The sequence below is a fragment of the Pseudomonas fitomaticsae genome, assembly GCF_021018765.1.
Classification (GTDB): Bacteria; Pseudomonadota; Gammaproteobacteria; order Pseudomonadales; family Pseudomonadaceae; genus Aquipseudomonas; species Aquipseudomonas fitomaticsae.
The window spans coordinates 2,414,702-2,441,480 of sequence record NZ_CP075567.1; the positions used below are offsets into that span (position 1 = coordinate 2,414,702).

Here is a 26,779-nt window from a genome sequence, read left to right on the forward strand (position 1 = left end):
GAGCGATGAGCACGTTGAAGTGGGTTCGCGGCGTTAATGGCACCTTGGGCTGGTTCGCACCGAAACTGGTAGCGAGCAAAATGCGGCTGGCGTTCATGACGCCGCGCGCGAATACACCGCGGGACTGGGAATTGCCGCTGCTGGCAAAATCCGAGCGTATCACCTTGCGCTTCGGCCTTTCGGCCCTGCGGTGGGGGCAAGGCCCGACGGTTTTGCTGATGCACGGCTGGGAAGGGCGGCCCACCCAGTTTGCCGCGTTGATCACGGCGCTGGTGGAAGCAGGCTACACCGTTGTCGCGCTGGATGGCCCCGCCCACGGCCGCTCGCCAGGGCGCGAAGCCAATGTGGTGTTGTTCGCTCGTGCGATGCTCGAAGCCGCTGCCGAATTGCCGCCGCTGCAAGCGGTCATCGGCCATTCCATGGGCGGTGCCAGCGCCATGCTCGCAGTGCAATTGGGTTTGCGCACCGAAACTCTGGTGAGCATCGCCGCTCCAGCGCGGATTCTCGGGGTGTTGCGCGGTTTTGCCCGTTACGTCGGCATGCCGCCCAGAGCTCGTTCTGCGTTCATTCGCCAGGTCGAGCAGGACGTCGGGATGCGCGCCGCCACCCTCGATGTCGCCCACTATCAACTGGATATGCCAGGCCTGATCGTGCATGCCGAAGACGACAACTTCGTCTCGGTCAAGGAATCCCAGCTGATCCACGAATCCTGGTTCGACAGTCGCTTGCTGCGCCTGGAAGCCGGCGGCCATCAGCGCGTACTGGCCGACCCTCGGGTAATTGATGGCGTGTTATCACTGCTGGCCGGGCGCAGCCTTCAGGCGCGGCAATCGGCGTAGCCATCCGTTACACTGCCCCGGTTGAATCATTTGACCGGGAGTAGGGCATGGGCTGGGATCGGGCAACGCCGTTTACCATTGATCTGCAAGTGGGCGCCGAGGACATCGACGGGCTGGGTCACGCGAACAACGCGGTCTACGTGACCTGGCTCGAGCGCTGCGCCTGGCGCCACTCGCAGCGCCTGGGTCTGGATCTGGTCGAGTACCGGCGTCTGGATCGGGCGATGGCTGTTGTGCGACACGAAATCGATTACCTGGCCGCCGCCTACGAAGGCGACGAGCTGCAACTGGCGACCTGGATCGTCGATTGGGATCAGCGCCTGAAAATGACTCGTCACTTCCAGCTGATTCGCCCCAGCGACAACGCCACGCTGCTGCGCGCCCAGACCACCTTCGTCTGCATCGAGCTGTCCACCGGCAAGCCCAAGCGAATGCCCGCCGAATTCATCGAAGGCTACGGCCCGGCCATCCAGACGGCGGACATGGGTTTAACCCGCGAAACCCAGTAAACTGCCGCACGTTTTTCCTTGAGTGTGTGTTTCCCATGCAAATTGCTCTGGCGCCGATGGAAGGGTTGGTCGACGACATCCTGCGCGATGTCCTGACCCGTGTCGGCGGTATTGACTGGTGCGTGACCGAGTTCATCCGGGTCAACGATCAGTTGCTGACTCCGGCCTATTTCCACAAGTTCGGTCCTGAACTGCTCAACGGTGCGCGCACCGCTTCCGGCGTGCCTCTGCGCGTGCAGTTGCTGGGTTCCGATCCGGTGTGCCTGGCGGAAAACGCGGCGTTGGCCTGCGAGCTCGGCTCTGAAGTGATCGACCTGAACTTCGGCTGCCCGGCCAAGACCGTCAACAAGTCCCGTGGCGGCGCGGTGCTGCTCAAGGAACCGGAATTGCTCAACCAGATCGTCGAGCATGTGCGTCGCGCCGTACCCGCGCACATTCCGGTTACCGCCAAGATGCGTCTGGGTTTCGACAGCCCGGACGGCTCGTTGGTGTGTGCCACGGCGTTGGCCGAAGGCGGCGCCGAGCACATCGTGGTTCACGCCCGGACCAAGATGGATGGCTACAAGCCACCGGCGCATTGGGAGTGGATTCCGCGCGTGCAGGATGTGGTCAAGGTGCCGGTATTCGCCAACGGTGACATCTGGAGCGTCGAAGACTGGCGCCGCTGCCGGGAAATCAGCGGCGTGGAAGACATCATGCTCGGTCGCGGTCTTGTATCGCGTCCTGATCTGGCCAAACAGATCGCCGCCGCCCGTGCTGGCGAGGAAGTCGTCAAGATGACCTGGGCCGAACTGATGCCACTGATCCAGGACTTCTGGTTGCAAGCCAAAGCGCAGATGACGCCACGCCAATCGCCGGGCCGTTTGAAGCAATGGCTGGCCATGCTGACCCGCAATTATCCCGAAGCCGTCGAGCTGTTTACCGTGCTGCGCCGGGAGACCGAGCCGGATCAGGTCTCGCGTTTGCTGGGTTTGCCGGTCGCCGAAGCCGCCTGAAAAAATCTTCAAACGATCTCTTGAAAACAAAACGCAGGTCCCTATCTAAGGGTTACGCGATGCCGAATTCGGGTCGCGGAGACAAAAAAACTTGCTGATTGTTTTCAGGAGATTTGAATCATGAGTACTGCATTTTCTCTCGCACCACTGTTCCGTTCCTCGGTAGGTTTCGACCGTTTCAACGACCTGTTCGAAACCGCCCTGCGCAACGAGCCAGGTAGCACCTATCCGCCTTACAACGTGGAAAAACACGGTGACGATCAATACCGCATCGTCGTGGCGGCGGCCGGTTTCCAGGAAGAAGACCTGGAACTGCAAGTCGAAAAAGGCGTGCTGACCATCAGTGGCGGCAAGCGTGATGCCAATGAAGGCGTCACGTTCCTGCACCAGGGCATTGCCCAGCGTGCATTCAAGCTGTCCTTCCGCCTGGCCGATCACATCGAGATCAAGGCCGCCGGCTTGAGCAACGGTCTGTTGAGCATCGACCTGTTGCGCGTGATTCCGGAAGAGGCGAAAGCCAAGCGCATCCCGATCAACGGGGCGCAGAAGCCGGCGCTGCAACACTGATTCACTTGCAGAAACAAATCGTCTGAACGGGCGATAAGCCGCTGAATGAAGGCCCCGATACGTCGGGGCCTTTTTTGTGGGCGCAGGAAAATGGCTGTTCGACTTTGCCCCCAGCGGCGGTTTCTCTACAATCCGCCGCAGTTTAGCCGACCCCATCCTTATCGGTCGGCCTGGAGCCTTTTTCATGGACGATATTCAACAGCGCTGGCTGTGCGCCCTTTCTGCGCCAATGGCAGCGCTCAACACCGGCGCCGGGTATGACGACCCTGCCTTCTGCGATGACCGCTATATCGATCTGAAAGGCAGCTGGGGAATCGATGACCGGCGACAATTGTTCGACATGCTTCAATGGATGACGGACGACGGACATGCCAAGCACCTGAGTGGCGCCTATTCGGCGTGGCAACGTTGTCTGCCGAATGAATGGCAACGCCTGCTCGAAGAGCTGAGCCCTCGCGAGCGTGTTCTGCACGAGTTTGCCAGTCGCACTTTTGGCGGTTGTGGTCCAGGAGGGATCTTGTCCTGGGATTACGGGCGGATGGGGTTTCTCTTGCGTTGCGCAGTGCGCAATCAGTGGATTGATCTGGCCGAAAGCAACTGGCTGCACAGTCGTTTGGCCGTCAGGGCGCAGTTTCACTACGGTAACTGGATGTCCTACTTCAATGGCTTTGTTGTGGGTCGCAGCTTTTGGTGCTGCCTGAACACAAGCGACGACGAGCTGGCCTGCGAGCTGGAACGGCAGGGGGACAGTGCTCATAACCTGCGGATCGCCCGCGGCCTCGCCCAGAACATCCCGCACTTTCTGGCCGACCTGCCCTGGCACATGGAAATTGATTCGTTACCCCGTCCGGCATCGCTCAAGGAGTTCGACTGGTCATGAGTTGCTGGATTCGCTTGGGCATCGAGCCTACATCCGACGAAACCCTGATTCGCGATGCCTACCGCGCACGATTGCCGTCGCATCATCCGGAAACCGATCCTGAAGGATTTCAGGCGCTGCGCATGGCCTACGAAAACGCGTTGCGTCTGGCACGTGAAGACGAGAAAGAAGCGCCCGAGGAAAAAACTGAAGAGTCAGGGCAGGAGGTTGTCGAGATCCCGCAGGCGTTCGCGGATTTCTGCGAGTTGCTTGACGATCCCGCGCGGCGTTTCAACTTCGAGGCGTGGCAGGCATTTGTCCGGGCGCTGGATGAGCTGTCGCTGGAACAGCTCGATGAACTCAGTTGGGGGCTCTACCACCGGATGGCCGATGCCGGCCCGCTGTCTTACCGCTGCGCGAATCTGTTGGCCAAGCGTATGGCGTGGCATCAGCAGTTACTGGATCTGGAGTTCAACGACGCGCGTCGGGTGGAAGCCTTTTTGCAGCGAATCGAAACGCCTGACCCGTTCGATACCGATCTGATGAGCGCCTGGTCAGTGGCTGCGCAGACCGAATCACTTTGGTACGCCCGCAGCCTCGACTTTATTTTCACCCAGCGTCCCCTCCATGAGTTTGCCGACTTCGCTAGCCAGCACACGTGTCTGCCGTTGCCGGATGATGCTGCGTTCATGAAGCGTTTGCTGGTGCAGTTCACCCAAGCGGGCATCGGTGCACCGATATTTTTGCAGTGCTGTGTCGAAAAACAGCTGGAAGCACCGGATGACGTGGACTGGCTCTACCTGTTGGCGTGTCAGAGCAGTCTGCTGGGGCGCGACGATCAGGCATTGCCGTGCTGGATCAGGCTGTGGAACGAGTTCCGCCATCCGATGGCCGAAAGTCGTCTGCTGGAATTGTGCGCCAAGCGGCAACCGACTTTTCTGCCTCTGCTGATTCAGGCGTTCGATTGTCTGGGCGATTTCTCCGAGTGGCCTGCGGATCTCGGGGATGACGCGCAGGTATACGGCAGTCCGTCACAACGCCCCGAGACGCTGAACCGTTGGTTGGGTGTTGGACGGTTGAAGCTCGATAGCCTGGCGCAAAGTTTTGTCGATTGGCGCATGACAGGCGATGAGCTCCCGTTGCTTGCCCAACTGCTGGGTGAGAATGCTGACAGCAGGCTGCTGCAACTGTACCGGCATGCCTGGGCGCTGCATCGCGGTGATGCGGTCTTGCTGCAGCGGATTCTGGATCAGCCGCTCCCGGTCGATGCGCTTGAATGCCTGGTGTTGAGCGGGTTCAAAGTTCAGGCTGGACAACATCTGCGCTGGTTGGAGAATGCGCCGATTGCGCAGGCTATGAGCGTATTCAGCGAAGCGGATTCAATATCGCAGCAATTGCCGCAGGCACTGACAACAGGCGAGCTGCACAAGGTCTGTCGCCTGTGGTTGCGTCGCTTGCGGCCCTACAGTAACACCGCCCTGGAGCGCATCGCCGAAGCATTCAAATTGGGCGCCGTCAAAGACGACTGTGACTTGTCCGAGCTCGATTTGCTCCTTCAGTTGAGCCGTCGCGGGATAGGGTTGCCGCCGGTCGGGCTGGGCGAGGCTGCCTGGGAGTGGCACGCTCAAACCGTGTTTTTGCTGGCGTTGCTGGATCAGCCGGAGCGCTGGCTGCCAATGATCGATGGGCAGTGCCTGGAGCGTCTGCCGTTCAGTCCGGCTCATCCTTTGAGTCGACTGCAGCCACTGTTGCGGCGGTTGCAACGCGAGCAAGGCAATTGCGACGGTTTACTGGGCTGGCTGCAAGGCAATGATCCGGTGCACGGCTTGTTGGTGCAGCAATTGTTCAGCGTGCAGCAGGCACTCGACAGCGCCCGATTGCCTGCCAATACCCTGCTTTACACCTGCATCGAGAGCGACCGCGCTGCGTGTGGCGACGATCTGTTGGGGCTGTTGATGTTCTGGGGCGTGCTCTATCACGACCCGAGCCTGAGCGCCGAGCAGCATCGTGCCTTGCTGCAGTCCATCGCGGCAGTCAGTTGCGAGGATGACTGGTTCGAAGGGTTTCGTGACGGCTTGATCAAGGGCGAGCCGGTGTGGCCGCCGCGCAAGGTGTTGACGGATTTTGGGGTCGACAAACTGTTGGCATACGAGGCCCTCGATTCGCTCAAGGCCATGGTGCGCTATGGCGCTGCCGGAGTGCCGAAAACGCGAGTGCTGCGCCAATTGCAGCAGGGCAAGGATGACGTGAAGAACAGTATCGGCTTGCGCCTGGCGCTGTGTGCCTTGCTGTCCTGGTCGGAGCGTTTGATGTTGGCCAAAAGTGATATTCAGCCGGTGCCGGCAGGGGCGATCTGGCGCCTGGGGTCGCGGCTGGGGCGCAAGGCTTTTATCGCCCAGGTCCTGGGGTGTGTGGTGATTACGCCGGTGGCAGGATTGATCAGCGGTACCACATTCTTTGGCATTCTGATCCTGTTACTGGGTGTTCTGCTGTTATTCGGTGCCACTCTGCGCCGTTTGCATGATATGGGACGAGGCCTGCCCACATTGCTGATATTCATGGCCTTGTCGCCGGTCTTGCCGTTTCTGCCGCTGCTGCTGTTCGGCTTTCCCGGTGACAAGTTGCCCAACCGGTACGGGGTGCCACCGGACAGCGGCAGTGGCGAGATGCTGTCCGGTGGTCTGCAGGCTGCTCTGCGGCGACTTAACGGTTAGAGGCGCAGTTGATCCAGCGCCTTGTTGAGCTCTGAGCGGTGGCTGGCGATCTCGGCCGGCTGCTGTCCGCCGAGTACCGTGGTGAAGTTGTGCAGCCACTCGGCAATGTGTTCGCGCTGCGTGCCCAGACTTTGCATCCATGCCCGCTCCAGACGGGCCAGCAGTGTGCGGTTGGGCAATGCGTCGCGTGGATGGACCTTCAGCGTCGACAGACGGTTATGGCTGTCTCTGCGTGCTTGTTCATTCAGCCCGGTGGGACTGCGGTCGATGCTGTGGCTGTGGCGTTCGCCGGTCTGGAGCAGCGTGACGTCGACCTCGAGCAAACCGTTGATGTCGTAACTGAAGCGTACGTCCAGCTCCTGAATGTTATCGGTGGGCGTCAAGGTGACATCGAAAGCGTCAATGAGGATGTTGTCACGTACCCACGGCCGCTCACCCTGATAAACGGCAATGCGCAGCAGCTCCTGCCGGGGATGGGTTGTGTGGTAGCGCTCGACCCGTGACGTCGGGATGATGGTGTTGCGTTCGATGATCGGCGAAAAGGCGCCGTCGATGCCTTTGCCACGCATGGTTGCGATGCCCAGCGTATACGGGCAGACATCGGTCAGAATCAGTTCTTCGATCGCACCATCGCGCGCCTTGCAGGCCGCTTGCGTGGCCGCACCCAGTGCAACGAGGGTGTCGGGATCAAGATGCCGGTAGGGCAGGCGTCCGAACAGTGTGGCGACCAACTGTTGTACCGCAGGCATCCGCGCTGCCCCACCGACCAGCACCAGACTGTCGAGATCCCGTGGCTTCAGGCGCGCATCGCGCAGGGCCTGTTCGATCGGCGCGCGCAATCGTGCCAGCAACGATTCCCAGATCTTCACGGCAGCGGCTTCATCCAGCGACCATTCGTACAGTTCGTCGGCATGGCGCCAGCTCAGCGATTGAGGTCCTTCGCTGAGTTTGCATTTGAGTTGTTCTAGGGCATCGCCAAGGCTGGCCATGCCTTGCGGATCAATCATCGACGGGGTCAGTTGCCAGCTTTTCAGACAGGCATTCAGCAGTGCAGCGGTAAAGTCTTCCCCACCCAAAAAGTTGTCCCCGGTGGACGCATGCACTTCAATCAGCGGCAACGCATATTCCAGCACCGTGATATCGAACGTCCCGCCGCCCAGATCGAAGATCAGCGTGCGTTCGAATTTCTGCTCGTGCAGCCCATACGCCATCGCGGCGGCGGTCGGCTCGTTGATCAGTCGGGAAACCTTCAGGCCCGCCAGTTCGGCGGCGAACAATGTGCGTTTGCGTTGCTCGTCGCTGAAATACGCCGGCACGGAAATCACCGCTTCAGCCACCGGGTGGCCGAGAAAGGCTTCGGCGTCCTGTTTGAGTGAGCCCAGCACCAGTGCCGACAATTCTTCCGGGCTGAAGGTTTTGGTGCCGAGTTCGATCTGCCGGTCGCTGCCCATGAATCGCTTGAACGCGGCGGCTGTGCGTTCCGGGTGGGTCGTCAGGCGTGCGCGTGCGGCTTTGCCGACCAGAATGGTCTCGTCTTCATCAAGGCTGACCACCGACGGGGTCAGTACCTCGCCGAGGGCGTTGGGGATCAAACGGGCCTGACCGTCCTGCCAGACGGCGATCAAACTGTTGGTGGTACCAAGGTCAATGCCCAGCAGGGCCGGGCGGGGGAGGGTTGCATCCTGCATGATCGATCTCGAAACAGCGCGAAAAAACGCGACCCTACAGGTTGCCGCCAACCCTGGCAATTACGGGCCTGGCGACAATGCCTGCGGTAAGCGACCGCAGGTGTCCGGTCATTCCAGCAATCCCTTCAACCCCTCCAGTGGCAACGGCCGGCTGTGCAGATAGCCCTGATACAAATGGCAGCCCAACCCTTGCAGAAAGGCCAGCTGCTCCGGGGTTTCCACGCCTTCGGCGATCACTTCCAGTTCCAGGCTGCGGGCCATGGCGACGATGGCGCGGATGATTTCGGCGTCGTTGGGATCAGTGGTGGCGTCGCGGATGAACGACTGATCGATCTTCAGCGTGTCCACCGGCAATCGTTTCAGATAGGTCAGCGATGAATAGCCGGTGCCGAAATCGTCCATGGCAAAACTCACGCCGAGCTTTTTCAGGCGACGCATTTTGCTGATGGTGTCTTCCAGGTTCTGGATGACGATGCCTTCGGTGATTTCCAGTTTCAGCAGCGAGCAGGGCAGGCCGTGGCTGCTCATGCTGCGCTCGATGCGCTCGACGAAGTCGTTCTGGCGGAACTGCCGGGGACTGATGTTCACGCATAGGCTGAAGGCCAACGGATCGATCAGCTTTTCGGCGATCAATTGCTTGAAGGCTTCGCACGCCTCATCGAGGATCCAGGTGCCGACTTCCAGAATCAGCCCGCTGTCCTCCAGCACCTTGATGAATTCGGCGGGCGATTGCGCGCCGAGTTCCGGGTGATTCCAGCGCACCAGGGCTTCGGCGCCGATGATGCGGTTGTCCTGGGCATCGATTTGCGGTTGGTAATGCACGTCGAATTCGCCCCGGGACAGGGCCAGGCGCAGGTCGGTCTCCATGCGCAGCCGTTCGCTGGCCGCTTTCTGCATGGTGTTGTGGTACATCTGCGTGGTGTTGCGCCCCGAATCCTTGGCCCGGTACAGCGCAATGTCGGCGCGTTTGAGCAGGTCGGTCGGGGTCGAGCCGTGATCGGGAATCAGCGCCACGCCGATGCTCGGCGTCACTTGCAGGCGCTGTCCGTCGAGGAACATCGGTTCCGACAGCAGTTCGCGAATGGTGTCTGCCAGCTCGCGCACCTGGGCGCTGACTTCATTGCGCGTGCCTTCCAGCCCGCTGAGCAACACCACGAATTCGTCGCCACCGAGCCGCGCCACGGTGTCTTCCATGCGCACGCTGGCTTCAAGCCGTGCGGTGATGATTTTCAGCACTGTATCGCCAACCGGGTGCCCCAGCGAGTCGTTGATGTGTTTGAAGTGGTCCAGATCGAGAAACAGCAGCGCACCGCGCAAATTGTGGCGCTTGAGCAGGGCGATCTGCTGGCTCAGGCGATCCATCAGCAGTGCGCGGTTGGGCAGGTTGGTCAGCGGATCGTGGTAGGCCAGATGGCGGATCTGCGCTTCGGCGTTCTTCAGCAGGCTGACGTCCCGGGCGGTAAGCAACAGACACGCGGTTTCGTTGAGAGTGATCGGTTCGACCGAGACTTCCACCGTCAGGATCTCGCCGCGCTTGTTGCGCCCGAGCATTTCCTGATGGTGCACGCGGCCCTTGATCTGCAGCTCGGCGAGCAGTGCGGAGCGTTGTTTTTCTTCGGCCCAGATGCCGACCTGATACACGGTTTTGCCCACCACTTCGTCGGCACGGTAGCCGGTGAGGCGGCAGAAACCGTCGTTGACCTCCAGATAGCGCCCGGTATCGCGCTCGGTGATGGTGATCGCGTCGGGGCTGGAGTGAAACGCCTTGGCGAATTTCTCTTCGCTGGCCTTGAGCGCCGCTTCCGAGCGCTGTTGCTGGGTGATGTCGCGCAACGTGGTGACAATGCACGGCTGGTTGCCGACGCTGATCTGGCGGCTGGAAATCACGCAGGTCAGCGACTGGCCGTCCTTGTGCTGGACGATGATCGCAACATTGCTCAGGCCCTGTTCGCGGATCACCCGTTCGATGCGTTGCAGGCTTTTCGCCGAGGCGTCCCACAAGCCGATTTCTTCGGCGGTATGGCCGATCACATCGCTGGCGCTCCAGCCGAAGGTCTGGGAAAAGCTGGAGTTGATCTCGATGAATTCCCCGGTTTCCTGGCGCGTCACGCAGATCGGGTCGGGGCTGACCTGGAACAGCGTGGCGAATTTCTCTTCCGAAGCCACCAGTCGTTGTTCGCGTTCAACCTGATCGGTGATGTCCAGCAGTGTGCCGGCCATCCGCAACGGCACGCCGTTGTCGTCGCGATAGAGGCGGGCGCGGCTTTCCAGATAACGCGAGCTGCCGTCCGGCAGCTGTACGCGGTACGTCAGCTGATAATTGCCCGCAGGGCCTTCGCGCAGGCTGCGGTAGGCGTCGCGCATGCTGTCGCGCTCTTCGCCGGGGACGCCCTCGAAGAACTCTTCGAACGACTCATGAAACGGTTTCGGCTCCAGACCGTGTAATTGCGCAGCGCGGGCCGAGCCGTAGAGCATGCCGCTGGGAATGTGCCAGTCCCAGGTGCCGAGCTGCGCCGAATCCAGCGCCAGATCGAGACGTTCCTGACTGTCTTTCAGGGCATGTTCGGCGGCTTTGCGCTCGGTGGTGTCGAGAAAGGTGCTGAGCAGGTACGGCTGGCCTTCGAGTTCGACCTTTTGCGCGCTGAGGATGCCGTCGTGGATCTGGCCGTTGCTGGCGCGGAACTGCACCTCCATGCTGATCAGTTCGCCCTTGGCCTTGGTCTTCTTGACCAGCTCCGCCCGTTGCTCGGGATGCACCCACAGGCCCAGTTCCAGGGTGGTGCGGCCGATGGCGCTCTGCACCGGCCAGCCGAACAGGCTTTCGAAATACTGGTTGGCCTCGCTGATCAGGCCGTCTTCCTGACGAGTCAGCAGCACCATGTTCGGGCACAGGTGGAACAGCGTGGCGAAACGTTTTTCGGAGCTGCTGAGTGCCTGTTCCCGTTGCCGCTGGTGGGTGATTTCGCGGATCACCCCGATCATTCGGGGCCGGCCGTGTTTGTCCGGCAGCAGGCTGCCGTTGATTTCCAGCCAGTGCAGGCTGCCGTCGGGCCAGCGGATGCGGTGGTGCATCGCCTGTTCCAGCGGTGCGCCGGCAATTACGGCGTGGAAGGCGCGGATGGTTTTCGCCCGGTCCTCCGGCGGCAACAAATCGAGGTATTCCAGGTCTTCGGGCAGCGGTTGCCGCGGATCGAAGCCGAACAAGGCCTGAGTGCCGCGCGACCAGCTGATCTGCCCACGCTCGATGTCCCAGTACCAGGCGCCGAGGCGGGCGCCGTTGAGCGCGGCGAGCAATTGCGGCGCGCTCTCCCAGCTCTGTTCTGAACGCCGTGGATCAATGGCCTGAATACGCGGCATCGGCGGAATACGGTCAACAGATTTCGGCATTGTTAAGGGGCCTTGAGCTGATTTGGGCGTTTGGCACAGGGACGGCAGCTCTATAGGAGTAGCACAAGTCAGCCGAGAGTCCCTGGCAGATCGATTTGAGCGTCCAGCAGGGCCATAAATGCCCGTGCAGCATTCGACAGCGTCCTTTCAGTGTGCAGGATATAGCCTAGCTGGCGACTGAGCTGTATGCCCGGTAAAGGTATGCGCGCCACCTGTTCATCGAGCATCGTGCGCGGCAAAACGCTCCAGGCCAGGCCGATCGACACCATCATCTTGATGGTTTCCAGGTAGTTGGTGCTCATGGCGATGTTCGGCGTCAGGCCCTGGGCCTCGAACAGGCGTTGGACAATGTGGTGGGTAAAGGTGTTGCCGCCGGGGAAAACCGCCGGATGGCCGGCAATGTCCGCCAATGTGACGGCGCCGTTGCTGATCAATGAATGTTCCGGGGCGACCACGAAATCCAGCGGGTCATCCCAGACCGGCGTGGCTTTGACCAGCGTATGCGGCTCCGGCGCCAGAGTGATGACCGCCAGTTCCGCGCGGCCATGGAGAATTTCTTCGTAGGCCACTTCCGAATCGAGGAACTGAATATCCAGCGCCACCTGTGGGTAGCGGCGGGTGTATTCCCTCAATAATGGCGGCAGGCGGTGCAGACCGATGTGGTGACTGGTGGCCAGGGTCAGGCGGCCCGTGACTTCGCCGGTCAGGTTGGTCAGGGCGCGGCGGGTGTCGTCGAGCACGTTGAGAATCTGATAAGCCCGTGGCAGCAGGGCCCGGCCGGCCTCGGTCAGGCCCACTTCACGACCGAGCCGGTCGAACAGCCGCACATTCAATTGCTGCTCCAGCCCGGCGATGCGTTTGCTGATGGCCGGTTGCGTCAGGTGCAGTCGTTCACCGGCGCCGGAGAAGCTTCCGGTCTCGGCAATCGCGATAAAAGCATTGAGGTTGGCCAGGTCCATGTTTGTATTCCAGTTGGTTATCCAAAGCATAAAAAATATGAATTTGAGTTATTTAATCTAACCCCATAGGATCGGCCTCACAAGCCAAAGGGTTATTGATAAGCCCAGGGCATAGAAACAAGCTGATGAGGAACCGTCTGATGGCCGGCAAAACGCTCTACGACAAGCTCTGGGATTCGCATTTGGTCAAACAGCGCGACGATGGCTCGGCGCTGATCTATATCGATCGTCACATCATCCACGAAGTGACCTCGCCGCAAGCCTTCGAAGGCCTGCGACTGGCCGGGCGCAAGCCGTGGCGCATCGATGCCAACATTGCCACCCCGGACCACAACGTACCGACCACCCCGGAGCGCAAGGGCGGCATCGAAGCCATTGCCGACCAGGTCTCGCGTTTGCAGGTTCAGACCCTCGACGACAACTGCGATGAATACGGCATCGTCGAATTCAAGATGAACGACGTGCGTCAGGGCATCGTTCACGTGATCAGCCCGGAGCAGGGCGCGACCTTGCCGGGCATGACCGTGGTCTGCGGCGACTCGCACACCTCGACCCACGGCGCGTTCGGCGCCTTGGCTCACGGTATCGGCACCTCCGAGGTCGAGCACGTGCTCGCCACCCAGTGCCTGGTCGCCAAGAAAATGAAGAACATGCTGGTGCGCGTCGAAGGCCAGTTGCCGTTCGGCGTGACCGCCAAGGACATCGTCCTCGCGGTGATCGGCAAGATCGGCACCGCCGGCGGTAACGGCCATGCCATCGAATTCGCCGGCAGCGCGATCCGCGATCTGTCGATCGAAGGCCGCATGACCATCTGCAACATGTCCATCGAAGCCGGCGCCCGCGTGGGCCTGGTGGCGGCGGACCAGAAGACTGTGGATTACGTCAACGGTCGTCCGTTCGCACCGAAAGGCGCCGAGTGGGACCTGGCGGTCGAGTCCTGGAAAGACCTGGTGTCCGACGCCGATGCGCATTTCGACACCGTGGTCGAACTCGACGCCGCGCAGATCAAGCCGCAGGTCAGCTGGGGCACTTCGCCGGAAATGGTCTTGGCCGTTGATCAGAACGTGCCGGACCCGGCTAAAGAGATGGATCTGGTCAAACGCGACTCGATCGTCCGCGCCTTGAAATACATGGGTTTGACCGCCAATCAGGCGATCACCGACATTCAGCTCGACCGCGTGTTCATCGGTTCCTGCACCAACTCGCGTATTGAAGACTTGCGTGCTGCGGCGGTGATCGCCAAGGGTCGCAAGGTCGCGTCGACCATCAAGCAGGCCATCGTCGTGCCGGGCTCGGGTCTGGTGAAAGCGCAGGCCGAGGCCGAAGGTCTGGACAAGATCTTCCTCGAAGCCGGTTTCGAATGGCGCGAGCCGGGTTGCTCGATGTGTCTGGCGATGAACCCGGACCGTTTGGAGTCCGGCGAGCATTGCGCCTCGACCTCCAACCGTAACTTCGAAGGCCGTCAGGGCGCCGGTGGCCGTACCCACCTTGTCAGCCCGGCCATGGCCGCTGCGGCGGCGGTGAACGGTCGTTTCATCGACGTTCGTGAATTGATCTAAAGGAGCGCAGCATGAAAGCTTTTACCCAGCACACTGGTCTCGTCGCGCCTCTGGATCGTGCCAACGTCGACACCGACCAGATCATTCCGAAGCAGTTTCTGAAGTCGATCAAACGCACCGGTTTCGGCCCGAACCTGTTCGACGAGTGGCGTTACCTCGATGTGGGGCAGCCGTATCAGGACAACTCCAAGCGTCCGCTGAACAAGGAATTCGTACTTAACGCCGAGCGTTATCAGGGCGCCAGCGTGTTGCTGGCCCGCGAGAACTTCGGTTGCGGCTCCAGCCGTGAACACGCGCCATGGGCGCTGGAAGAGTACGGTTTCCGCAGCATCATCGCGCCGAGCTACGCCGACATCTTCTTCAACAACAGCTTCAAGAACGGTTTGCTGCCGATCATCTTGAGCGATGCCGAAGTCGACGAACTGTTCAAGCAAGTCGAGGCCGCGCCGGGCTATCAGTTGCAGATCGATCTGCACGAGCAGACCGTGACCAGCCCGAACGGCAAGGTCTACCGCTTCGAGATCGACGCTTTCCGCAAACACTGCCTGCTCAACGGCCTGGACGACATCGGCCTGACCTTGCAGGACGGCGATGCGATTGCCGCGTTCGAAGCCAGGCATCGCGCGAGCCAGCCGTGGTTGTTCCGCGACGCGTGAGATTGATGTAGTCAGGGCTGGTCCCATCGCGGGCAAGCCCGCTCCCACAATGTTTGCGGTGTTCATCAAACCTGTGGGAGCGGGCTTGCCAGCGATGAGGCCAGACCAAGCAACCCAAAATCAAAGGGAAGTACTCATGACCAGCACCGCCCACAGTCAGGTTGTACAAAAGCAATTCGGTGAACAGGCCGCCGCCTACCTGAGCAGCGCCGTTCACGCTCAAGGCACTGAATTTGCGCTGCTGCAGGCTGAGTTGGCGGGGCAGGGCGAGGCTCGGGTGCTGGACCTGGGTTGCGGCGCCGGGCACGTGAGTTTTCACGTCGCCCCGTTAGTGAAAGAAGTGGTGGCGTACGACCTGTCGCAGCAGATGCTCGACGTGGTCGCCGCCGCTGCCGTTGATCGCGGTTTGAGCAACGTGTCCACGATCAACGGCGCCGCCGAGCGCCTGCCGTTTGCCGACGGTGAGTTCGACTTCGTGTTCAGCCGTTATTCGGCGCACCATTGGAGCGATCTCGGCGTGGCCCTGCGCGAAGTGCGTCGGGTGCTGAAACCGGGCGGCGTGGCGGCGTTCATCGATGTGCTGTCGCCGGGCAGTCCGCTGTTCGACACTTATTTGCAGAGCGTCGAAGTGCTGCGCGACACCAGCCATGTGCGCGATTATTCGGCCGGTGAGTGGTTGCGCCAGGTCAGCGAAGCCGGTCTGCACACCCGCAGCACCACGCGTCAGCGCCTGCGTCTGGAGTACAACAGCTGGGTCGAGCGCATGCGCACACCCGAAGTGATGCGCGCCGCGATCCGCCAGTTGCAGCAATCGATGGGCAACGAAGTGCGCGAATATTTTGAGATTGAGGCCGATGGTTCGTTCAGTACAGATGTGCTGGTGCTCTGGGCTGAAAAGTAATTTTGGAACGATAAGAATTTTTCCGGGCGCGCCAGCCGATGGCGCACCGACTGAAGACACGAGGAAAGCATGAGCAAGCAGATTCTGATTCTCCCAGGCGACGGTATTGGTCCGGAAATCATGGCCGAAGCAGTCAAGGTGCTGGAGCTGGCCAACGACAAGTACAGCCTGGGCTTCGAGCTGAGCCATGACGTGATCGGTGGCGCCGCCATCGACAAGCACGGCGTGCCGCTGGCCGACGAAACCCTCGACCGTGCCCGCGCTGCCGACGCTGTGCTGCTGGGCGCCGTGGGCGGCCCGAAATGGGACACCATCGAGCGTGATATCCGCCCTGAGCGCGGCCTGCTGAAAATCCGTGCGCAACTGGGCCTGTTCGGCAACCTGCGTCCGGCGATCCTGTACCCGCAACTGGCCGACGCTTCGAGCCTGAAGCCGGAAATCGTTGCCGGCCTGGACATCCTGATCGTCCGTGAGCTGACCGGCGGCATCTACTTCGGCGCGCCGCGCGGCACTCGCACCCTGGAAAACGGCGAGCGCCAGTCCTACGACACGCTGCCGTACAGCGAAAGCGAAATCCGCCGCATCGCCCGTGTCGGTTTCGACATGGCCCGCGTGCGTGGCAAAAAGCTGTGCTCGGTGGACAAGGCCAACGTACTGGCGTCCAGCCAACTGTGGCGTGAAGTGGTCGAGCAAGTCGCCAAGGATTACCCGGACGTCGAGCTGAGCCACATGTACGTCGACAACGCCGCCATGCAACTGGTGCGCGCACCGAAGCAGTTCGACGTGATCGTCACCGACAACATGTTCGGCGACATCCTGTCCGACGAAGCGTCGATGCTCACCGGTTCCATCGGCATGCTGCCGTCGGCCTCGCTGGACGCCAACAACAAGGGCATGTACGAGCCTTGCCACGGTTCGGCGCCGGACATCGCGGGCAAAGGCATCGCCAACCCGCTGGCGACCATTCTGTCGGTGTCGATGATGCTGCGTTACAGCTTCAATCTGCACGAAGCGGCGGATGCCATCGAGAAAGCGGTCAGCGTGGTGCTGGATCAAGGTCTGCGCACCGGCGACATCTTTTCGACCGGTTGCACTAAAGTCGGTACGCAGGAAATGGGTGACGCAGTAGTCGCCGCGCTGCGGAATCTGTAATCTCTCGGGCCCGCTGCGAAATTCAATACAAAGCAGCGGCCCACTTTTCAAGAAGGTGTAGTTGCGATGAAACGTGTAGGTCTGATCGGTTGGCGCGGCATGGTCGGTTCCGTGCTCATGCAGCGGATGCTGGAAGAGCAGGATTTCGATCTTATCGAGCCGGTGTTTTTCACCACTTCCAATGTCGGTGGCCAAGGCCCGTCCGTGGGCAAGGACATTGCTCCGCTCAAGGACGCTTACAGCATTGAAGAGCTGAAGACCCTCGACGTGATCCTGACCTGCCAGGGCGGCGACTACACCAGCGAAGTGTTCCCGAAGCTGCGCGAAGCCGGCTGGCAGGGTTACTGGATCGACGCGGCCTCGAGCCTGCGGATGAACGATGACGCCGTCATCATCCTCGACCCGGTCAACCGCAAGGTCATCGACCAGCAGCTCGACGCGGGCACCAAGAACTACATCGGCGGCAACTGCACCGTCAGCCTGATGCTGATGGGCCTGGGCGGTCTGTTCGAGGCCGGTCTGGTGGAGTGGATGAGCGCCATGACCTATCAGGCGGCGTCCGGTGCCGGCGCGCAGAACATGCGTGAACTGATCAAGCAGATGGGCGCGACCCACGCCGCTGTCGCCGATCAACTGGCTGATCCTGCCAGCGCGATCCTCGACATCGACCGCCGTGTGGCCGAAGCCATGCGCAGCGACGCGTACCCGACTGAAAACTTCGGCGTACCGCTGGCCGGCAGCCTGATCCCGTGGATCGACAAGGAACTGCCGAACGGCCAGAGCCGCGAAGAGTGGAAGGCGCAGGCCGAGACCAACAAGATCCTCGGTCGCTTCAAGAGCCCGATCCCGGTCGACGGCATCTGCGTGCGCATCGGCGCCATGCGTTGCCACAGCCAGGCGCTGACCATCAAGCTGAACAAGGACGTGCCGATCGCCGATATCGAAGGGCTGATCAGCCAGCACAACCCTTGGGTCAAACTGGTGCCGAACAACCGCGATATCAGCATGCAGGAGCTGAGCCCGACGAAAGTCACCGGTACCTTGAACGTACCGGTCGGTCGTCTGCGCAAGCTGAACATGGGTTCGCAGTTCGTCGGTGCTTTCACCGTCGGCGACCAACTGCTGTGGGGCGCGGCCGAACCGCTGCGTCGCATGCTGCGGATCCTGCTTGAGCGTTGATCGCTTGATGCGATGAAAGAGCCCGTGCCTTGCAAGAGGCGCGGGTTTTTTTTGCCTGCGTGGCGGCCACCCGGTAAAGTGCCGCTCCCCCCGTTTCGCCAGAGGTAGCACCATGACCCAGACCCTTGATATTGCCGTGATCGGCGCCACCGGTACTGTCGGCGAAACCCTTGTGCAGATTCTCGAAGAGCGCGATTTCCCGGTTGGCACGTTGCATCTGTTGGCCAGCAGCGAATCTGCTGGCAGTTCGGTGTCGTATCGTGGCAAGAACGTGCGGGTGCGCGAGGTCGATGAGTTCGATTTCGCCAAGGTCAAACTGGTTTTCTTTACGGCGGGGCCTGCGGTCACCCTGAGTTACGCGGCTCGCGCCCATGCCGCCGGTTGCTCGCTGATCGATCTGTCCGGTGCCTTGCCGGCCGACCAGGCCCCGCAAGTGGTGCCGGAAGCCAATGTCGAGGTGTTGGCCGGCTTGAAAGCGCCATTTCAGGTCAGTAGCCCGAGCCCGTCGGCCACTGCGCTGGCCGTGGTGCTGGCGCCATTGCGCGAGCTGATCGAGCTGCAGTATGTCCATGTCACCGCCAGTCTGGCCATTTCCGCTCAGGGGCGCGAAGCTGTATCCGAGCTGGCGCGCCAGACCGCTGAACTGTTGAACCTGCGTCCGCTCGAGCCGAAGTTCTTCGACCGGCAGGTGGCATTCAACGTGCTGGCCCAGGTCGGTACGCCGGATGCGCTAGGCCATACGCTGCTGGAAAAACGCCTGGTGCGTGAGTTGCGTCAGATGCTGGCGCAACCTTCTTTAAAGATTTCCGCGACTTGCATTCAAGCCCCGGTGTTTTTTGGCGATAGCTTTAGCGTGACCTTGCAGTCAGCGAACGCGGTCGACCTGGAAAAGGTCAATGCTGCGCTTGAAGATGCCGAGGGTATCGAGCTGGTCGAGGCCGGTGATTATCCGACTGCGGTCGGTGACGCGGTGGGACAGGATGTGGTCTACGTCGGGCGGGTTCGCGGCGGTATCGACGAACCGTCGGAACTTAATCTGTGGCTGACGTCAGATAACGTACGCAAAGGTGCGGCCCTGAACGCCGTGCAGGTCGCCGAGTTGTTGATAAAAGACCTGCTGTAAAAGATACTTGGCAACAATTTGTCGACTGATTCTAGCCCGGCGCTATGCTTGGCCAGATCGCTTGATGACGTAACACCCTCCGGGACTTTCCGGGGCATCAAAGAAATGATCGCGCGCGGCATGCTGTCGTCGTCGCGCGCAATGCCTTACGGCAGCGACAATCAACATCTTCTCGCTGGCCGAGGAACGTTCAAACAAAGGAAGAGGCTATGGTTCAAGTTCGCAAACTGGTGTTAGCAATAGCGGCCGCCTCGGCGCTGTCCTCCGGTATGGCGCATGCCCTCGGGCTCGGGGAGCTGACCCTGAAGTCGACCCTGAACCAGCCGCTGGTGGCGGAAATCGAGCTGCTCGATGTCAAGGATCTGACCGCTGCCGAAGTGGTGCCGAGCCTGGCTTCGCCGGAAGATTTCGCCAAGGCCGGCGTCGATCGCCAGGCCTTCCTCAATGATCTGACCTTCACTCCGGTGCTCAACGCCAGCGGCAAAAGCGTGCTGCGCGTAACGTCGAGCAAGCCGCTGTCGGAACCGATGGTGAAATTCCTCGTGCAGGTGATGTGGCCGAACGGCCGTCTGCTGCGTGATTACAGCGTGCTGCTGGATCCGTCGAAGTTTTCGCCGCAGGCCGCTGATGCCGCCGCCCAGCCTGCGCCGGCGCAAACCATCACCGCACCGACCACCGGCGCCACGCATTCGACCCACACCACCACGCCGCGCGACACCCTGTGGGAAATCGCCGCCAAGGCGCGCACCGGCGGTTCGGTGCAGCAGACCATGCTGGCAATCCAGGCCTTGAACCCGGACGCGTTCATCGGCGGCAACATCAACCGCCTGAAAACCGGACAGGTGCTGCGTCTGCCGGATCAGGTGCAAAGCACCGCACTGCCGCAGTCCAAAGCGATTGCCGAGGTGGCCGCGCAGAACGAAGCCTGGCGTCAGGGCCGTCGTTATGTGGCCAAGCCGGGCACCGGTCAGCAGCAGCTCGATGCGACCAATCGTGGCCGCGCCAATACCGGTGCTGCGCAAAACGCCAAGGACAACCTGAGTCTGGTGTCCGCCGAAAGCGCCAAGGCGCGTGGCAAGGGCCCGGCCGGCGATGCCAAGGCTTTGAGCAACAAACTGGCGGTCACTCAGGAAAGTCTCGACACCACCCGTCGTGACAATGAAGAACTGAAAAGCCGCATGGCCGATCTGCAAAGTCAGCTGGACAAGCTGCAACGCCTGATCGAGCTGAAGAACAATCAACTGGCGAAAATGCAGGCCGAAGGTTCGGGCGCTGCCCCAGCTGCGGCTGCCACTGCGCCAGTAGTGCCGGCGATCACCGCGGAACTGGCTGCCACGCCGCCGGCAACTCCGGCAGAGGCTGCACCGGCCGCACCTGCGCCTGAGGCTGCAGCTCCGGCACCGATCGAGCCGGTTGTCGAGCCTGTGGTTGAAACCAAACCGGCTGCCGATGACGAGAAAACCTTCAATGAACTGCTGACCAATCCGATCCTGCTGGGTCTGGTCGGTGGCGGTGCAGTGGTTCTGCTGCTCCTGTTGTTGCTGCTGGCGCGTCGCCGCAAGGCGCAACAGGAAGCCGAAAAACACCTGCGCATGGCCCGTGCCCTGGAGGAGCAATCTTTCTCCCAGGACCTCGATCTGCCGGAAAGCAGCTTCGAAGGCCTGGAAGTGCCAGCCGCCAGCGTCAAGCTGACCCCGGCTCCGGCTCCGGCTCCGGCTCCGGCTCCAGCGCCTGCCGCCGCTGCTGCTGTAGTTGCGCCAGTGGTGATGGCCGAGCCGATCGCCGCGCCTCTGGTGGCGCCTGCCGCCGAGCGTTCCGACGACGTGCTGGACAAGGCGCAGTCGCACATCGACGGCGGTCGTCTGAATCAGGCCGCCGCGTTGCTGGAGGAGGGCGTGAGCCTGGAGCCGCAGCGCAGCGATCTGCGTCTGAAACTGATGGAAGTCTACGGCCGCCAGGGCGACCGTGACGCGTTCGTCGGTCAGGAGCGCCAGCTGGTCGCCAATGGCGACAACTTCGCCAAGGTCGAAGAGCTGAAAAGCCGCTTCCCGGCCATGGCGGTCGTCGCGGCCGGCGGTCTGGCGGCAGCGGCCCTTGCCGCCGAGCTGGACGAGGATTACGTCAAGGAGCTGCTGCTCGACGAGCCTGAAGCGCCTGCTGCGGCAAATGACGAACTGGACAGTGCTTTCGACCTGAGCCTTGACGATCTCGACAACATCACGCCAGTAGAACCTGTGGCGACTGTCGAGCCGGAAGCTCCGGTCGAGCTGGACGCGTTCCCGACTGACGACGATCTGAGCTTCGAGTCGGTGCTGCAACAGCAGACCGACATCAAGGAAAACCTCGACGACCTGTCGGACTTCGACCTGGATCTGGACCTCGGTGCCGATCCTGCGCCTACGCCGGTCGAGTTGGCAGACGATGATTTCCTGCTGGATCTGGACGAAGGCGTGAAGGATCTGCCGCTGGTCGAAACCCCGACCGTGGCCGACGTGCCACAGGACGACCTGGAGCTGCCAGCCGATTTCGACCTGTCCCTGGCTGACGAAATGGACGCGGCGCCAGCCGAGCCGGACGCATTCGCCGCCGAACTGGACGACGTCAACGCCGAGCTGGATCGTCTGTCGAGCAGTATCAACGAGCCAAGCTTCACCGAGGCCGACGCTGCGCTGGGTGATGATCTGGGTGACGAAGACTTCGACTTCCTGTCCGGCACCGACGAAGCCGCGACCAAGCTCGATCTGGCTCAGGCCTACATCGACATGGGCGACAACGACGGCGCGCGCGACATCCTCAATGAAGTCATCAGCGAGGGGAACGACAAGCAGAAGAGCGAAGCGAGCGAAATGCTTTCGCATCTGGCCTGAGTCGGCATTCAGCGCTAAGCAAAACGGCAGCCCATAAGGCTGCCGTTTTTGTTTGGGTCTGGTTTCCCCGTCCCGCCGCCTTATAATGCCCGCCTTTGTAGATCAGCAGGCTGTACCGACTTGGCAAACATAGATAACCCGGCCGCCGAAATGGCACCCGAAGGCTTTTTCCGCGTCGCGCTGGGCGTTGAATACAAGGGCTCGCGCTACAGCGGCTGGCAGCGCCAGTCCACCGGTGTGCTCACCGTGCAGGAAACCCTGGAAAAAGCCCTGTCGAAGGTCGCCGACTCGCCGATCTCGCTGCAATGTGCCGGGCGCACCGACGCTGGTGTGCATGCCTGCGGGCAGGTGGTGCATTTTGATACCCAGGTCGACCGTTCGCTGAAAGCCTGGGTCATGGGCGCCAACATCAATCTGCCCCACGACATCAGCGTCAGTTGGGCGAAGGTCATGCCGGCGCATTTCCATGCGCGATTCAAGGCGATTGCCCGGCGCTATCGCTACGTGATCTACAACGATCAGATCCGCCCGGCGCATCTCAACGAAGAAATCACCTGGAATCACCGTCCGCTGGACGTCGAACGCATGGCCGAAGCCGCGCAGTACCTGATCGGTACCCATGATTTCAGCGCGTTCCGTGCCGGCCAGTGCCAGGCCAAGTCGCCGATCAAGAAGATGCATCACCTGCGCGTGACCCGTCACGGCAAAATGATTGTTCTGGATATTCGCGCCAACGCGTTCCTGCATCACATGGTGCGCAATATCGCCGGAGTGCTGATGACCATCGGCGCCGGCGAGCGGCCGGTGGAGTGGATGAAAGAAGTGCTGGAGAGCCGCGAGCGGCGTTCCGGCGGGGTCACGGCGCATCCGTTCGGCCTGTATCTGGTGCAGGTCGAATACCACGACGAGTTCCCGTTGCCCGAGCGCTTCATCGGGCCACATTTCCTTACGGGTTTCTCGGAACTTGACGGCTGACGCCCTCGAACGCATTTGTTACCATCCGGGACTTTCTCGGATTTGCCTTGGGGTTTTTATCGACATGTCAGCCGTTCGCAGCAAGATTTGCGGGATTACCCGCATAGAAGACGCGTTGGCAGCCGTCGAGGCCGGGGCCGATGCCATCGGTTTTGTGTTCTACGCTAAAAGTCCCCGGGCGGTGACCGTGCAGCAGGCGCGGGCGATCATCGCCGCCTTGCCGCCGTTCGTGACCACGGTCGGGTTGTTCGTCAATGCCAGCCGCTGCGAGCTCGGGGAAATCCTCGATGCCGTGCCGCTGGATCTGTTGCAGTTCCACGGCGACGAGACCGCCGCCGAGTGTGAAGGCTGGCACCGGCCGTACATCAAGGCCTTGCGGGTCAAGGCGGGCGATGACATTGCCGCTGCCTGCGATGCCTACCCGAGTGCCAGCGGAGTGCTGCTCGACACTTATGTCGAAGGCGTGCCCGGCGGAACCGGCGAGGCGTTCGACTGGTCATTGATTCCGCAGGGCTTGAGCAAACCGTTGATTCTGGCCGGCGGCCTGACGCCGGAGAACGTCGCCGATGCGATCGCCCGGGTGCGACCGTATGCGGTGGATGTCAGCGGCGGGGTAGAGGCGAGCAAGGGCATCAAGGATCACGCAAAGATTCGTGCATTCATCAACGCCGTACGCTGATGTGACGGCTGGCAGACTGCCGCCGTCCACAGCTCTGTAGAAAAGAGGCTGAGGGTCTTTTCGGGGTGTACGCAGGTCAGTTCCGCTGACCCGGCAGCCCGGCCGATCATCGCCACACATGAATTTAGCTGAAGGGCATACGCGGGGCCGCGAACCAGAGCGTTCGGGCCGCCGGTACTGGAGAAAGAAAGCATGAGCAACTGGTTGGTAGACAAGCTGATCCCTTCGATCATGCGTTCCGAGGTCAAGAAGAGCTCGGTCCCTGAAGGTCTGTGGCACAAATGCCCGTCCTGCGAGGCTGTGCTGTATCGTCCGGAGCTGGAAAAGACCCTGGACGTTTGCCCTAAGTGCAACCACCACATGCGCATCGGTGCACGTGCGCGCATCGACATCTTCCTGGACGCCGAAGGCCGTGCCGAACTGGGCGCTGACCTTGAGCCGGTTGACCGTCTGAAATTCCGCGACGGTAAGAAGTACAAGGATCGTCTGGTCGCTGCCCAGAAGCAGACCGGCGAGAAAGACGCACTGGTTTCCATGAGCGGCACCCTGCTGGGCATGCCGGTCGTGGTTTCGGCGTTCGAATTCAGCTTCATGGGCGGTTCCATGGGCGCCATCGTCGGTGAGCGCTTCGTGCGCGCAGCCAACTACGCGCTGGAAAACCGTTGCCCGATGGTCTGCTTCTCCGCCTCCGGTGGCGCGCGCATGCAGGAAGCGCTGATCTCGCTGATGCAGATGGCCAAGACCTCGGCTGTGCTGGCGCGTCTGCGTGAAGAAGGCATTCCGTTCATCTCCGTGCTGACCGACCCGGTCTACGGCGGCGTTTCCGCCAGTCTGGCGATGCTGGGCGACGTGATCGTCGGTGAGCCTAAAGCCCTGATCGGTTTCGCCGGTCCGCGCGTGATCGAGCAGACCGTGCGTGAAAAACTGCCGGAAGGCTTCCAGCGCAGCGAGTTTCTGCTGGAGCACGGTGCAATCGACCTGATCATCGACCGTCGCGAACTGCGGCCGCGTCTGGGCAATCTGCTGGCGCAACTGACCGGCAAGCCGACCCCGACCTTCGTTGCCGCGCCGATCGAGCCGATCGTCGTTCCGCCGGTGCCTGCCAACGTATGACCGAGCGCACCCTTGGCGAGTGGCTCGCCTACCTTGAACAGTTGCATCCATCGGCCATCGACATGGGGCTGGAGCGTTCGCAACAGGTAGCGTCCCGCATGGGACTGGGCCAGCCGGCGCCTCGGGTGATTACGGTCACCGGCACCAACGGCAAGGGGTCGACCTGCGCTTTCGTGGCTTCGTTGCTGCGGGCGCAGGGCCTGAATGTCGGTGTCTACAATTCTCCGCACCTGCTGCGTTACAACGAGCGGGTGCAGCTCAATGGCGTCGAAGCCACTGACGCGCAGCTGTGCGAAGCCTTCGCGGCGGTCGAAGCGGGGCGCGGCGACACTTCCCTGACTTACTTCGAAATGGGCACCCTCGCGGCGTTCTGGCTGTTTCAACAGGCGGGACTCGATGCGGTGGTGCTGGAAGTCGGGCTGGGCGGGCGTCTGGACACGGTCAACGTGGTCGACGCCGATATCGCGCTGGTCACCAGCATCGGTGTCGACCATGCCGATTACCTGGGCAATACCCGCGAATCCGTGGCTTTCGAGAAGGCCGGGATTTTCCGCCAAGGCAAGCCTGCGCTGTGCGGTGATCTGAATCCTCCAGAACCCCTGCTGGACAAGGCGCGCGAGCTCGCTTGCCCGTTCTTCCTGCGCGGGCGCGATTTCGATCTGGGTATCACGGATCAACTCTGGCAGTGGCGCGGTACTGATGCTGACGGTCAGGTCGTCGAGCTGCGCGATTTACCGCTGCTCGATCTGCCGATGGAGAACGCTGCACTGGCGTTGCAGGCTTATCTGTTGCTCGGTTTGCCATGGGATGCCGGGCAGATTATTGCGGCGTTGCAGGCGACTCGCGTGGTCGGTCGTCTTGATCGTCGTTCGTTCGAATGGAATGGCAAGCGTCTCAACCTGCTGCTGGACGTTGGCCATAACCCGCATGCGGCGGAGTATCTGGCGCGGCGTCTGGCTGCGCGTCCGCCGGTCGGCAAGCGTCTGGCGGTGTTCGGCCTGTTGGCGGACAAGGATCTGGACGGTGTCATTGGTGAATTGAATGCCAGCGTCCAGCATTGGGCGGTGGCGCCGCTGGATTCGCCGCGTGCGCGTCCGGTGGCTGAATTGAATGTTGCACTGCAGAACCTTGGCGCATCGGTCACGTCTTATGACAGTGTGGCGGCTGCGCTGGAAGGGCAGTGTGCAGTGGCCACCAGCGACGACGAGATCTTGCTGTTCGGATCATTTTATTGTGTCGCCGAGGCCCTTGAATGGCTGTCTCGGCGCTCCACGGAGGAAGCGGCAAATGGCTTTGCTGGATAAAGCGTACAAACAGCGCATGGTCGGTGCCCTGGTGCTGGTGGCGCTGGCGGTGATTTTTCTGCCGATGCTGTTTTCCCGTCAGGATGAGCAGCGTCAGGTGACCGTCGATGCGCCGGCCGCACCGCAGGCGCCTGCCGTGGCGCAGATCCAGATGGAAACCGTGGCCGTGCCCGAGCCGCAGGTTCTGCCGCAAGAGCCAGTGCCGAGCGATGACGAAGTCGCCGAGCAAGTGGCGCCAACGGCACCGATTGCTTCCGCCGCGCCAGCCCCGGCTCCTGCACCGGTAGCCAAACCGGTTGCGCCGGCGCCTGCTCCAGCTCCAGCTCCAGCTCCCGTGGTCAAGCCAACCACGGCTCCGGCCCAGCCGATCGCTGCGCTGTCTGCCAAACCGGATACCACTCAAAGCCGCGTCGATGCCAATGGCCTCTCGGTGAGCTGGTCGGTGCAACTGGCCAGTCTGTCGAGCCGCGCCAGCGCTGAAAGCCTGCAGAAAACCCTGCGCAGCCAGGGCTACAACGCTTACATTCGTTCCGCCGATGGCAAGAATCGGGTGTTCGTCGGTCCGCTGATCGAGCGTGCCGAAGCCGATCGTCTGCGCGATCTGTTGAGCCGCCAGCAGAACCTCAAGGGGTTTGTGGTGCGCTTCCAGCCCGAGCGTGGCTGAAATCTATCGCCCCGATTGAAATGCACTGACATTCGCAGCTTACCGACAGCCCTGCGCTCTGCTAAAATGCGCCGCCTTATCCGTCTGTAG

Annotated in this window: 21 protein-coding genes; 18 read left to right on the top strand and 3 right to left on the bottom strand. The window is 61.5% G+C overall.

Annotated elements, in window-relative coordinates; all coding sequences use genetic code 11:
* The first annotated feature begins 5 nt into the window (after positions 1-5).
* The 6 genes from KJY40_RS10835 to KJY40_RS10860 all read left to right on the top strand — a co-directional run bounded on the left by KJY40_RS10835 (position 6) and on the right by KJY40_RS10860 (position 6,483).
* A complete protein-coding gene (locus KJY40_RS10835; protein ID WP_230736695.1) occupies positions 6-839 on the top strand; it encodes an alpha/beta fold hydrolase in 834 nt (277 codons plus the stop codon).
* Between the two features lie 47 nt (positions 840-886).
* Positions 887-1,348: an acyl-CoA thioesterase gene (locus KJY40_RS10840; RefSeq protein WP_127797473.1), complete on the top strand. Its 462-nt coding sequence runs from the start codon at positions 887-889 to the stop codon at positions 1,346-1,348.
* A gap of 35 nt (positions 1,349-1,383) precedes the next feature.
* Positions 1,384-2,343, top strand: a complete 960-nt coding sequence (locus KJY40_RS10845; protein WP_230736697.1) for a tRNA dihydrouridine synthase — start codon at positions 1,384-1,386, stop codon at positions 2,341-2,343.
* A gap of 120 nt (positions 2,344-2,463) precedes the next feature.
* The gene (locus tag KJY40_RS10850) at positions 2,464-2,910 is read left to right on the top strand and encodes an Hsp20 family protein (RefSeq protein WP_063429319.1); all 447 of its coding nucleotides are present in this window, start codon (positions 2,464-2,466) and stop codon (positions 2,908-2,910) included.
* 184 nt (positions 2,911-3,094) lie between these two features.
* Positions 3,095-3,790, top strand: a complete 696-nt coding sequence (locus KJY40_RS10855) for a DUF1266 domain-containing protein (RefSeq protein WP_230737673.1) — start codon at positions 3,095-3,097, stop codon at positions 3,788-3,790.
* Positions 3,787-6,483, top strand: coding sequence for a J domain-containing protein (locus KJY40_RS10860; RefSeq protein WP_230736699.1), 2,697 nt, complete (start codon positions 3,787-3,789; stop codon positions 6,481-6,483). The genes KJY40_RS10855 and KJY40_RS10860 overlap by 4 nt, the downstream gene beginning before the upstream one ends.
* On the opposite strand, the gene KJY40_RS10865 is transcribed toward KJY40_RS10860, so the two are convergent.
* The 3 genes from KJY40_RS10865 to KJY40_RS10875 all read right to left on the bottom strand — a co-directional run bounded on the left by KJY40_RS10865 (position 6,480) and on the right by KJY40_RS10875 (position 12,517).
* Positions 6,480-8,171, bottom strand: a complete 1,692-nt coding sequence (locus tag KJY40_RS10865; RefSeq protein WP_230736701.1) for a molecular chaperone HscC — start codon at positions 8,169-8,171, stop codon at positions 6,480-6,482. The two genes, KJY40_RS10860 and KJY40_RS10865, sit on opposite strands and share 4 nt — an antisense overlap.
* Before the next feature lie 108 nt (positions 8,172-8,279).
* Positions 8,280-11,558, bottom strand: coding sequence for a bifunctional diguanylate cyclase/phosphodiesterase (locus KJY40_RS10870; RefSeq protein WP_230736702.1), 3,279 nt, complete (start codon positions 11,556-11,558; stop codon positions 8,280-8,282).
* 68 nt (positions 11,559-11,626) lie between these two features.
* Positions 11,627-12,517 (bottom strand): LysR family transcriptional regulator, encoded by an 891-nt coding sequence (locus KJY40_RS10875; protein ID WP_007956444.1) that lies wholly within the window; start codon positions 12,515-12,517, stop codon positions 11,627-11,629.
* A 140-nt stretch (positions 12,518-12,657) separates the two neighbouring features.
* On the opposite strand from KJY40_RS10875, the gene leuC reads away from it, so the two are divergent.
* The 12 genes from leuC (at position 12,658) to KJY40_RS10935 (ending at position 26,689) form a co-directional block, all read left to right on the top strand.
* Positions 12,658-14,076, top strand: a complete 1,419-nt coding sequence (leuC, locus tag KJY40_RS10880; RefSeq protein WP_007956445.1) for a 3-isopropylmalate dehydratase large subunit — start codon at positions 12,658-12,660, stop codon at positions 14,074-14,076.
* Positions 14,077-14,087: 11 nt separating this feature from the next.
* Complete coding sequence (gene leuD, locus KJY40_RS10885) at positions 14,088-14,732, top strand: 3-isopropylmalate dehydratase small subunit (protein WP_011333351.1); 645 nt, start codon at positions 14,088-14,090, stop codon at positions 14,730-14,732.
* A 136-nt stretch (positions 14,733-14,868) separates the two neighbouring features.
* On the top strand, positions 14,869-15,633 hold the full coding sequence (locus KJY40_RS10890) for a class I SAM-dependent methyltransferase (RefSeq protein WP_230736704.1): 765 nt from the start codon (positions 14,869-14,871) through the stop codon (positions 15,631-15,633).
* A gap of 69 nt (positions 15,634-15,702) precedes the next feature.
* Positions 15,703-16,785: a 3-isopropylmalate dehydrogenase gene (gene leuB / locus KJY40_RS10895; protein WP_085655206.1), complete on the top strand. Its 1,083-nt coding sequence runs from the start codon at positions 15,703-15,705 to the stop codon at positions 16,783-16,785.
* Between the two features lie 66 nt (positions 16,786-16,851).
* Entirely contained in the window at positions 16,852-17,964 is a 1,113-nt protein-coding gene (gene asd, locus KJY40_RS10900; RefSeq protein WP_003226428.1) for an aspartate-semialdehyde dehydrogenase, read from the top strand.
* Between the two features lie 112 nt (positions 17,965-18,076).
* The gene (locus tag KJY40_RS10905) at positions 18,077-19,087 is read left to right on the top strand and encodes an aspartate-semialdehyde dehydrogenase (RefSeq protein WP_230736706.1); all 1,011 of its coding nucleotides are present in this window, start codon (positions 18,077-18,079) and stop codon (positions 19,085-19,087) included.
* Between the two features lie 209 nt (positions 19,088-19,296).
* The gene (locus KJY40_RS10910) at positions 19,297-21,954 is read left to right on the top strand and encodes a FimV/HubP family polar landmark protein (protein ID WP_230736708.1); all 2,658 of its coding nucleotides are present in this window, start codon (positions 19,297-19,299) and stop codon (positions 21,952-21,954) included.
* A gap of 150 nt (positions 21,955-22,104) precedes the next feature.
* Positions 22,105-22,929: a tRNA pseudouridine(38-40) synthase TruA gene (truA, locus tag KJY40_RS10915; RefSeq protein WP_085607862.1), complete on the top strand. Its 825-nt coding sequence runs from the start codon at positions 22,105-22,107 to the stop codon at positions 22,927-22,929.
* A gap of 64 nt (positions 22,930-22,993) precedes the next feature.
* Positions 22,994-23,608, top strand: coding sequence for a phosphoribosylanthranilate isomerase (locus KJY40_RS10920; protein ID WP_179692065.1), 615 nt, complete (start codon positions 22,994-22,996; stop codon positions 23,606-23,608).
* A gap of 192 nt (positions 23,609-23,800) precedes the next feature.
* The gene (accD, locus tag KJY40_RS10925; protein WP_007956457.1) at positions 23,801-24,721 is read left to right on the top strand and encodes an acetyl-CoA carboxylase, carboxyltransferase subunit beta; all 921 of its coding nucleotides are present in this window, start codon (positions 23,801-23,803) and stop codon (positions 24,719-24,721) included.
* Positions 24,718-26,025: a bifunctional tetrahydrofolate synthase/dihydrofolate synthase gene (gene folC, locus KJY40_RS10930; protein ID WP_230736709.1), complete on the top strand. Its 1,308-nt coding sequence runs from the start codon at positions 24,718-24,720 to the stop codon at positions 26,023-26,025. The genes accD and folC overlap by 4 nt, the downstream gene beginning before the upstream one ends.
* Positions 26,009-26,689 (top strand): SPOR domain-containing protein, encoded by a 681-nt coding sequence (locus tag KJY40_RS10935; RefSeq protein ID WP_230736711.1) that lies wholly within the window; start codon positions 26,009-26,011, stop codon positions 26,687-26,689. Before folC ends, KJY40_RS10935 begins: the two co-directional genes overlap by 17 nt.
* The last annotated feature ends 90 nt before the right edge of the window (positions 26,690-26,779 follow it).

What these genes read in the sequence shown, in the direction of transcription:
- KJY40_RS10835 (WP_230736695.1), top strand. Translation starts at nt 6, where the DNA reads ATGAGCACGTTGAAGTGGGTTCGCGGCGTTAATGGCACCTTGGGCTGG.
- KJY40_RS10840 (WP_127797473.1), top strand. Translation starts at nt 887, where the DNA reads ATGGGCTGGGATCGGGCAACGCCGTTTACCATTGATCTGCAAGTGGGC.
- KJY40_RS10845 (WP_230736697.1), top strand. Translation starts at nt 1,384, where the DNA reads ATGCAAATTGCTCTGGCGCCGATGGAAGGGTTGGTCGACGACATCCTG.
- KJY40_RS10850 (WP_063429319.1), top strand. Translation starts at nt 2,464, where the DNA reads ATGAGTACTGCATTTTCTCTCGCACCACTGTTCCGTTCCTCGGTAGGT.
- KJY40_RS10855 (WP_230737673.1), top strand. Translation starts at nt 3,095, where the DNA reads ATGGACGATATTCAACAGCGCTGGCTGTGCGCCCTTTCTGCGCCAATG.
- KJY40_RS10860 (WP_230736699.1), top strand. Translation starts at nt 3,787, where the DNA reads ATGAGTTGCTGGATTCGCTTGGGCATCGAGCCTACATCCGACGAAACC.
- KJY40_RS10865 (WP_230736701.1), bottom strand. Translation starts at nt 8,171, where the DNA reads ATGCAGGATGCAACCCTCCCCCGCCCGGCCCTGCTGGGCATTGACCTT.
- KJY40_RS10870 (WP_230736702.1), bottom strand. Translation starts at nt 11,558, where the DNA reads ATGCCGAAATCTGTTGACCGTATTCCGCCGATGCCGCGTATTCAGGCC.
- KJY40_RS10875 (WP_007956444.1), bottom strand. Translation starts at nt 12,517, where the DNA reads ATGGACCTGGCCAACCTCAATGCTTTTATCGCGATTGCCGAGACCGGA.
- leuC (WP_007956445.1), top strand. Translation starts at nt 12,658, where the DNA reads ATGGCCGGCAAAACGCTCTACGACAAGCTCTGGGATTCGCATTTGGTC.
- leuD (WP_011333351.1), top strand. Translation starts at nt 14,088, where the DNA reads ATGAAAGCTTTTACCCAGCACACTGGTCTCGTCGCGCCTCTGGATCGT.
- KJY40_RS10890 (WP_230736704.1), top strand. Translation starts at nt 14,869, where the DNA reads ATGACCAGCACCGCCCACAGTCAGGTTGTACAAAAGCAATTCGGTGAA.
- leuB (WP_085655206.1), top strand. Translation starts at nt 15,703, where the DNA reads ATGAGCAAGCAGATTCTGATTCTCCCAGGCGACGGTATTGGTCCGGAA.
- asd (WP_003226428.1), top strand. Translation starts at nt 16,852, where the DNA reads ATGAAACGTGTAGGTCTGATCGGTTGGCGCGGCATGGTCGGTTCCGTG.
- KJY40_RS10905 (WP_230736706.1), top strand. Translation starts at nt 18,077, where the DNA reads ATGACCCAGACCCTTGATATTGCCGTGATCGGCGCCACCGGTACTGTC.
- KJY40_RS10910 (WP_230736708.1), top strand. Translation starts at nt 19,297, where the DNA reads ATGGTTCAAGTTCGCAAACTGGTGTTAGCAATAGCGGCCGCCTCGGCG.
- truA (WP_085607862.1), top strand. Translation starts at nt 22,105, where the DNA reads ATGGCACCCGAAGGCTTTTTCCGCGTCGCGCTGGGCGTTGAATACAAG.
- KJY40_RS10920 (WP_179692065.1), top strand. Translation starts at nt 22,994, where the DNA reads ATGTCAGCCGTTCGCAGCAAGATTTGCGGGATTACCCGCATAGAAGAC.
- accD (WP_007956457.1), top strand. Translation starts at nt 23,801, where the DNA reads ATGAGCAACTGGTTGGTAGACAAGCTGATCCCTTCGATCATGCGTTCC.
- folC (WP_230736709.1), top strand. Translation starts at nt 24,718, where the DNA reads ATGACCGAGCGCACCCTTGGCGAGTGGCTCGCCTACCTTGAACAGTTG.
- KJY40_RS10935 (WP_230736711.1), top strand. Translation starts at nt 26,009, where the DNA reads ATGGCTTTGCTGGATAAAGCGTACAAACAGCGCATGGTCGGTGCCCTG.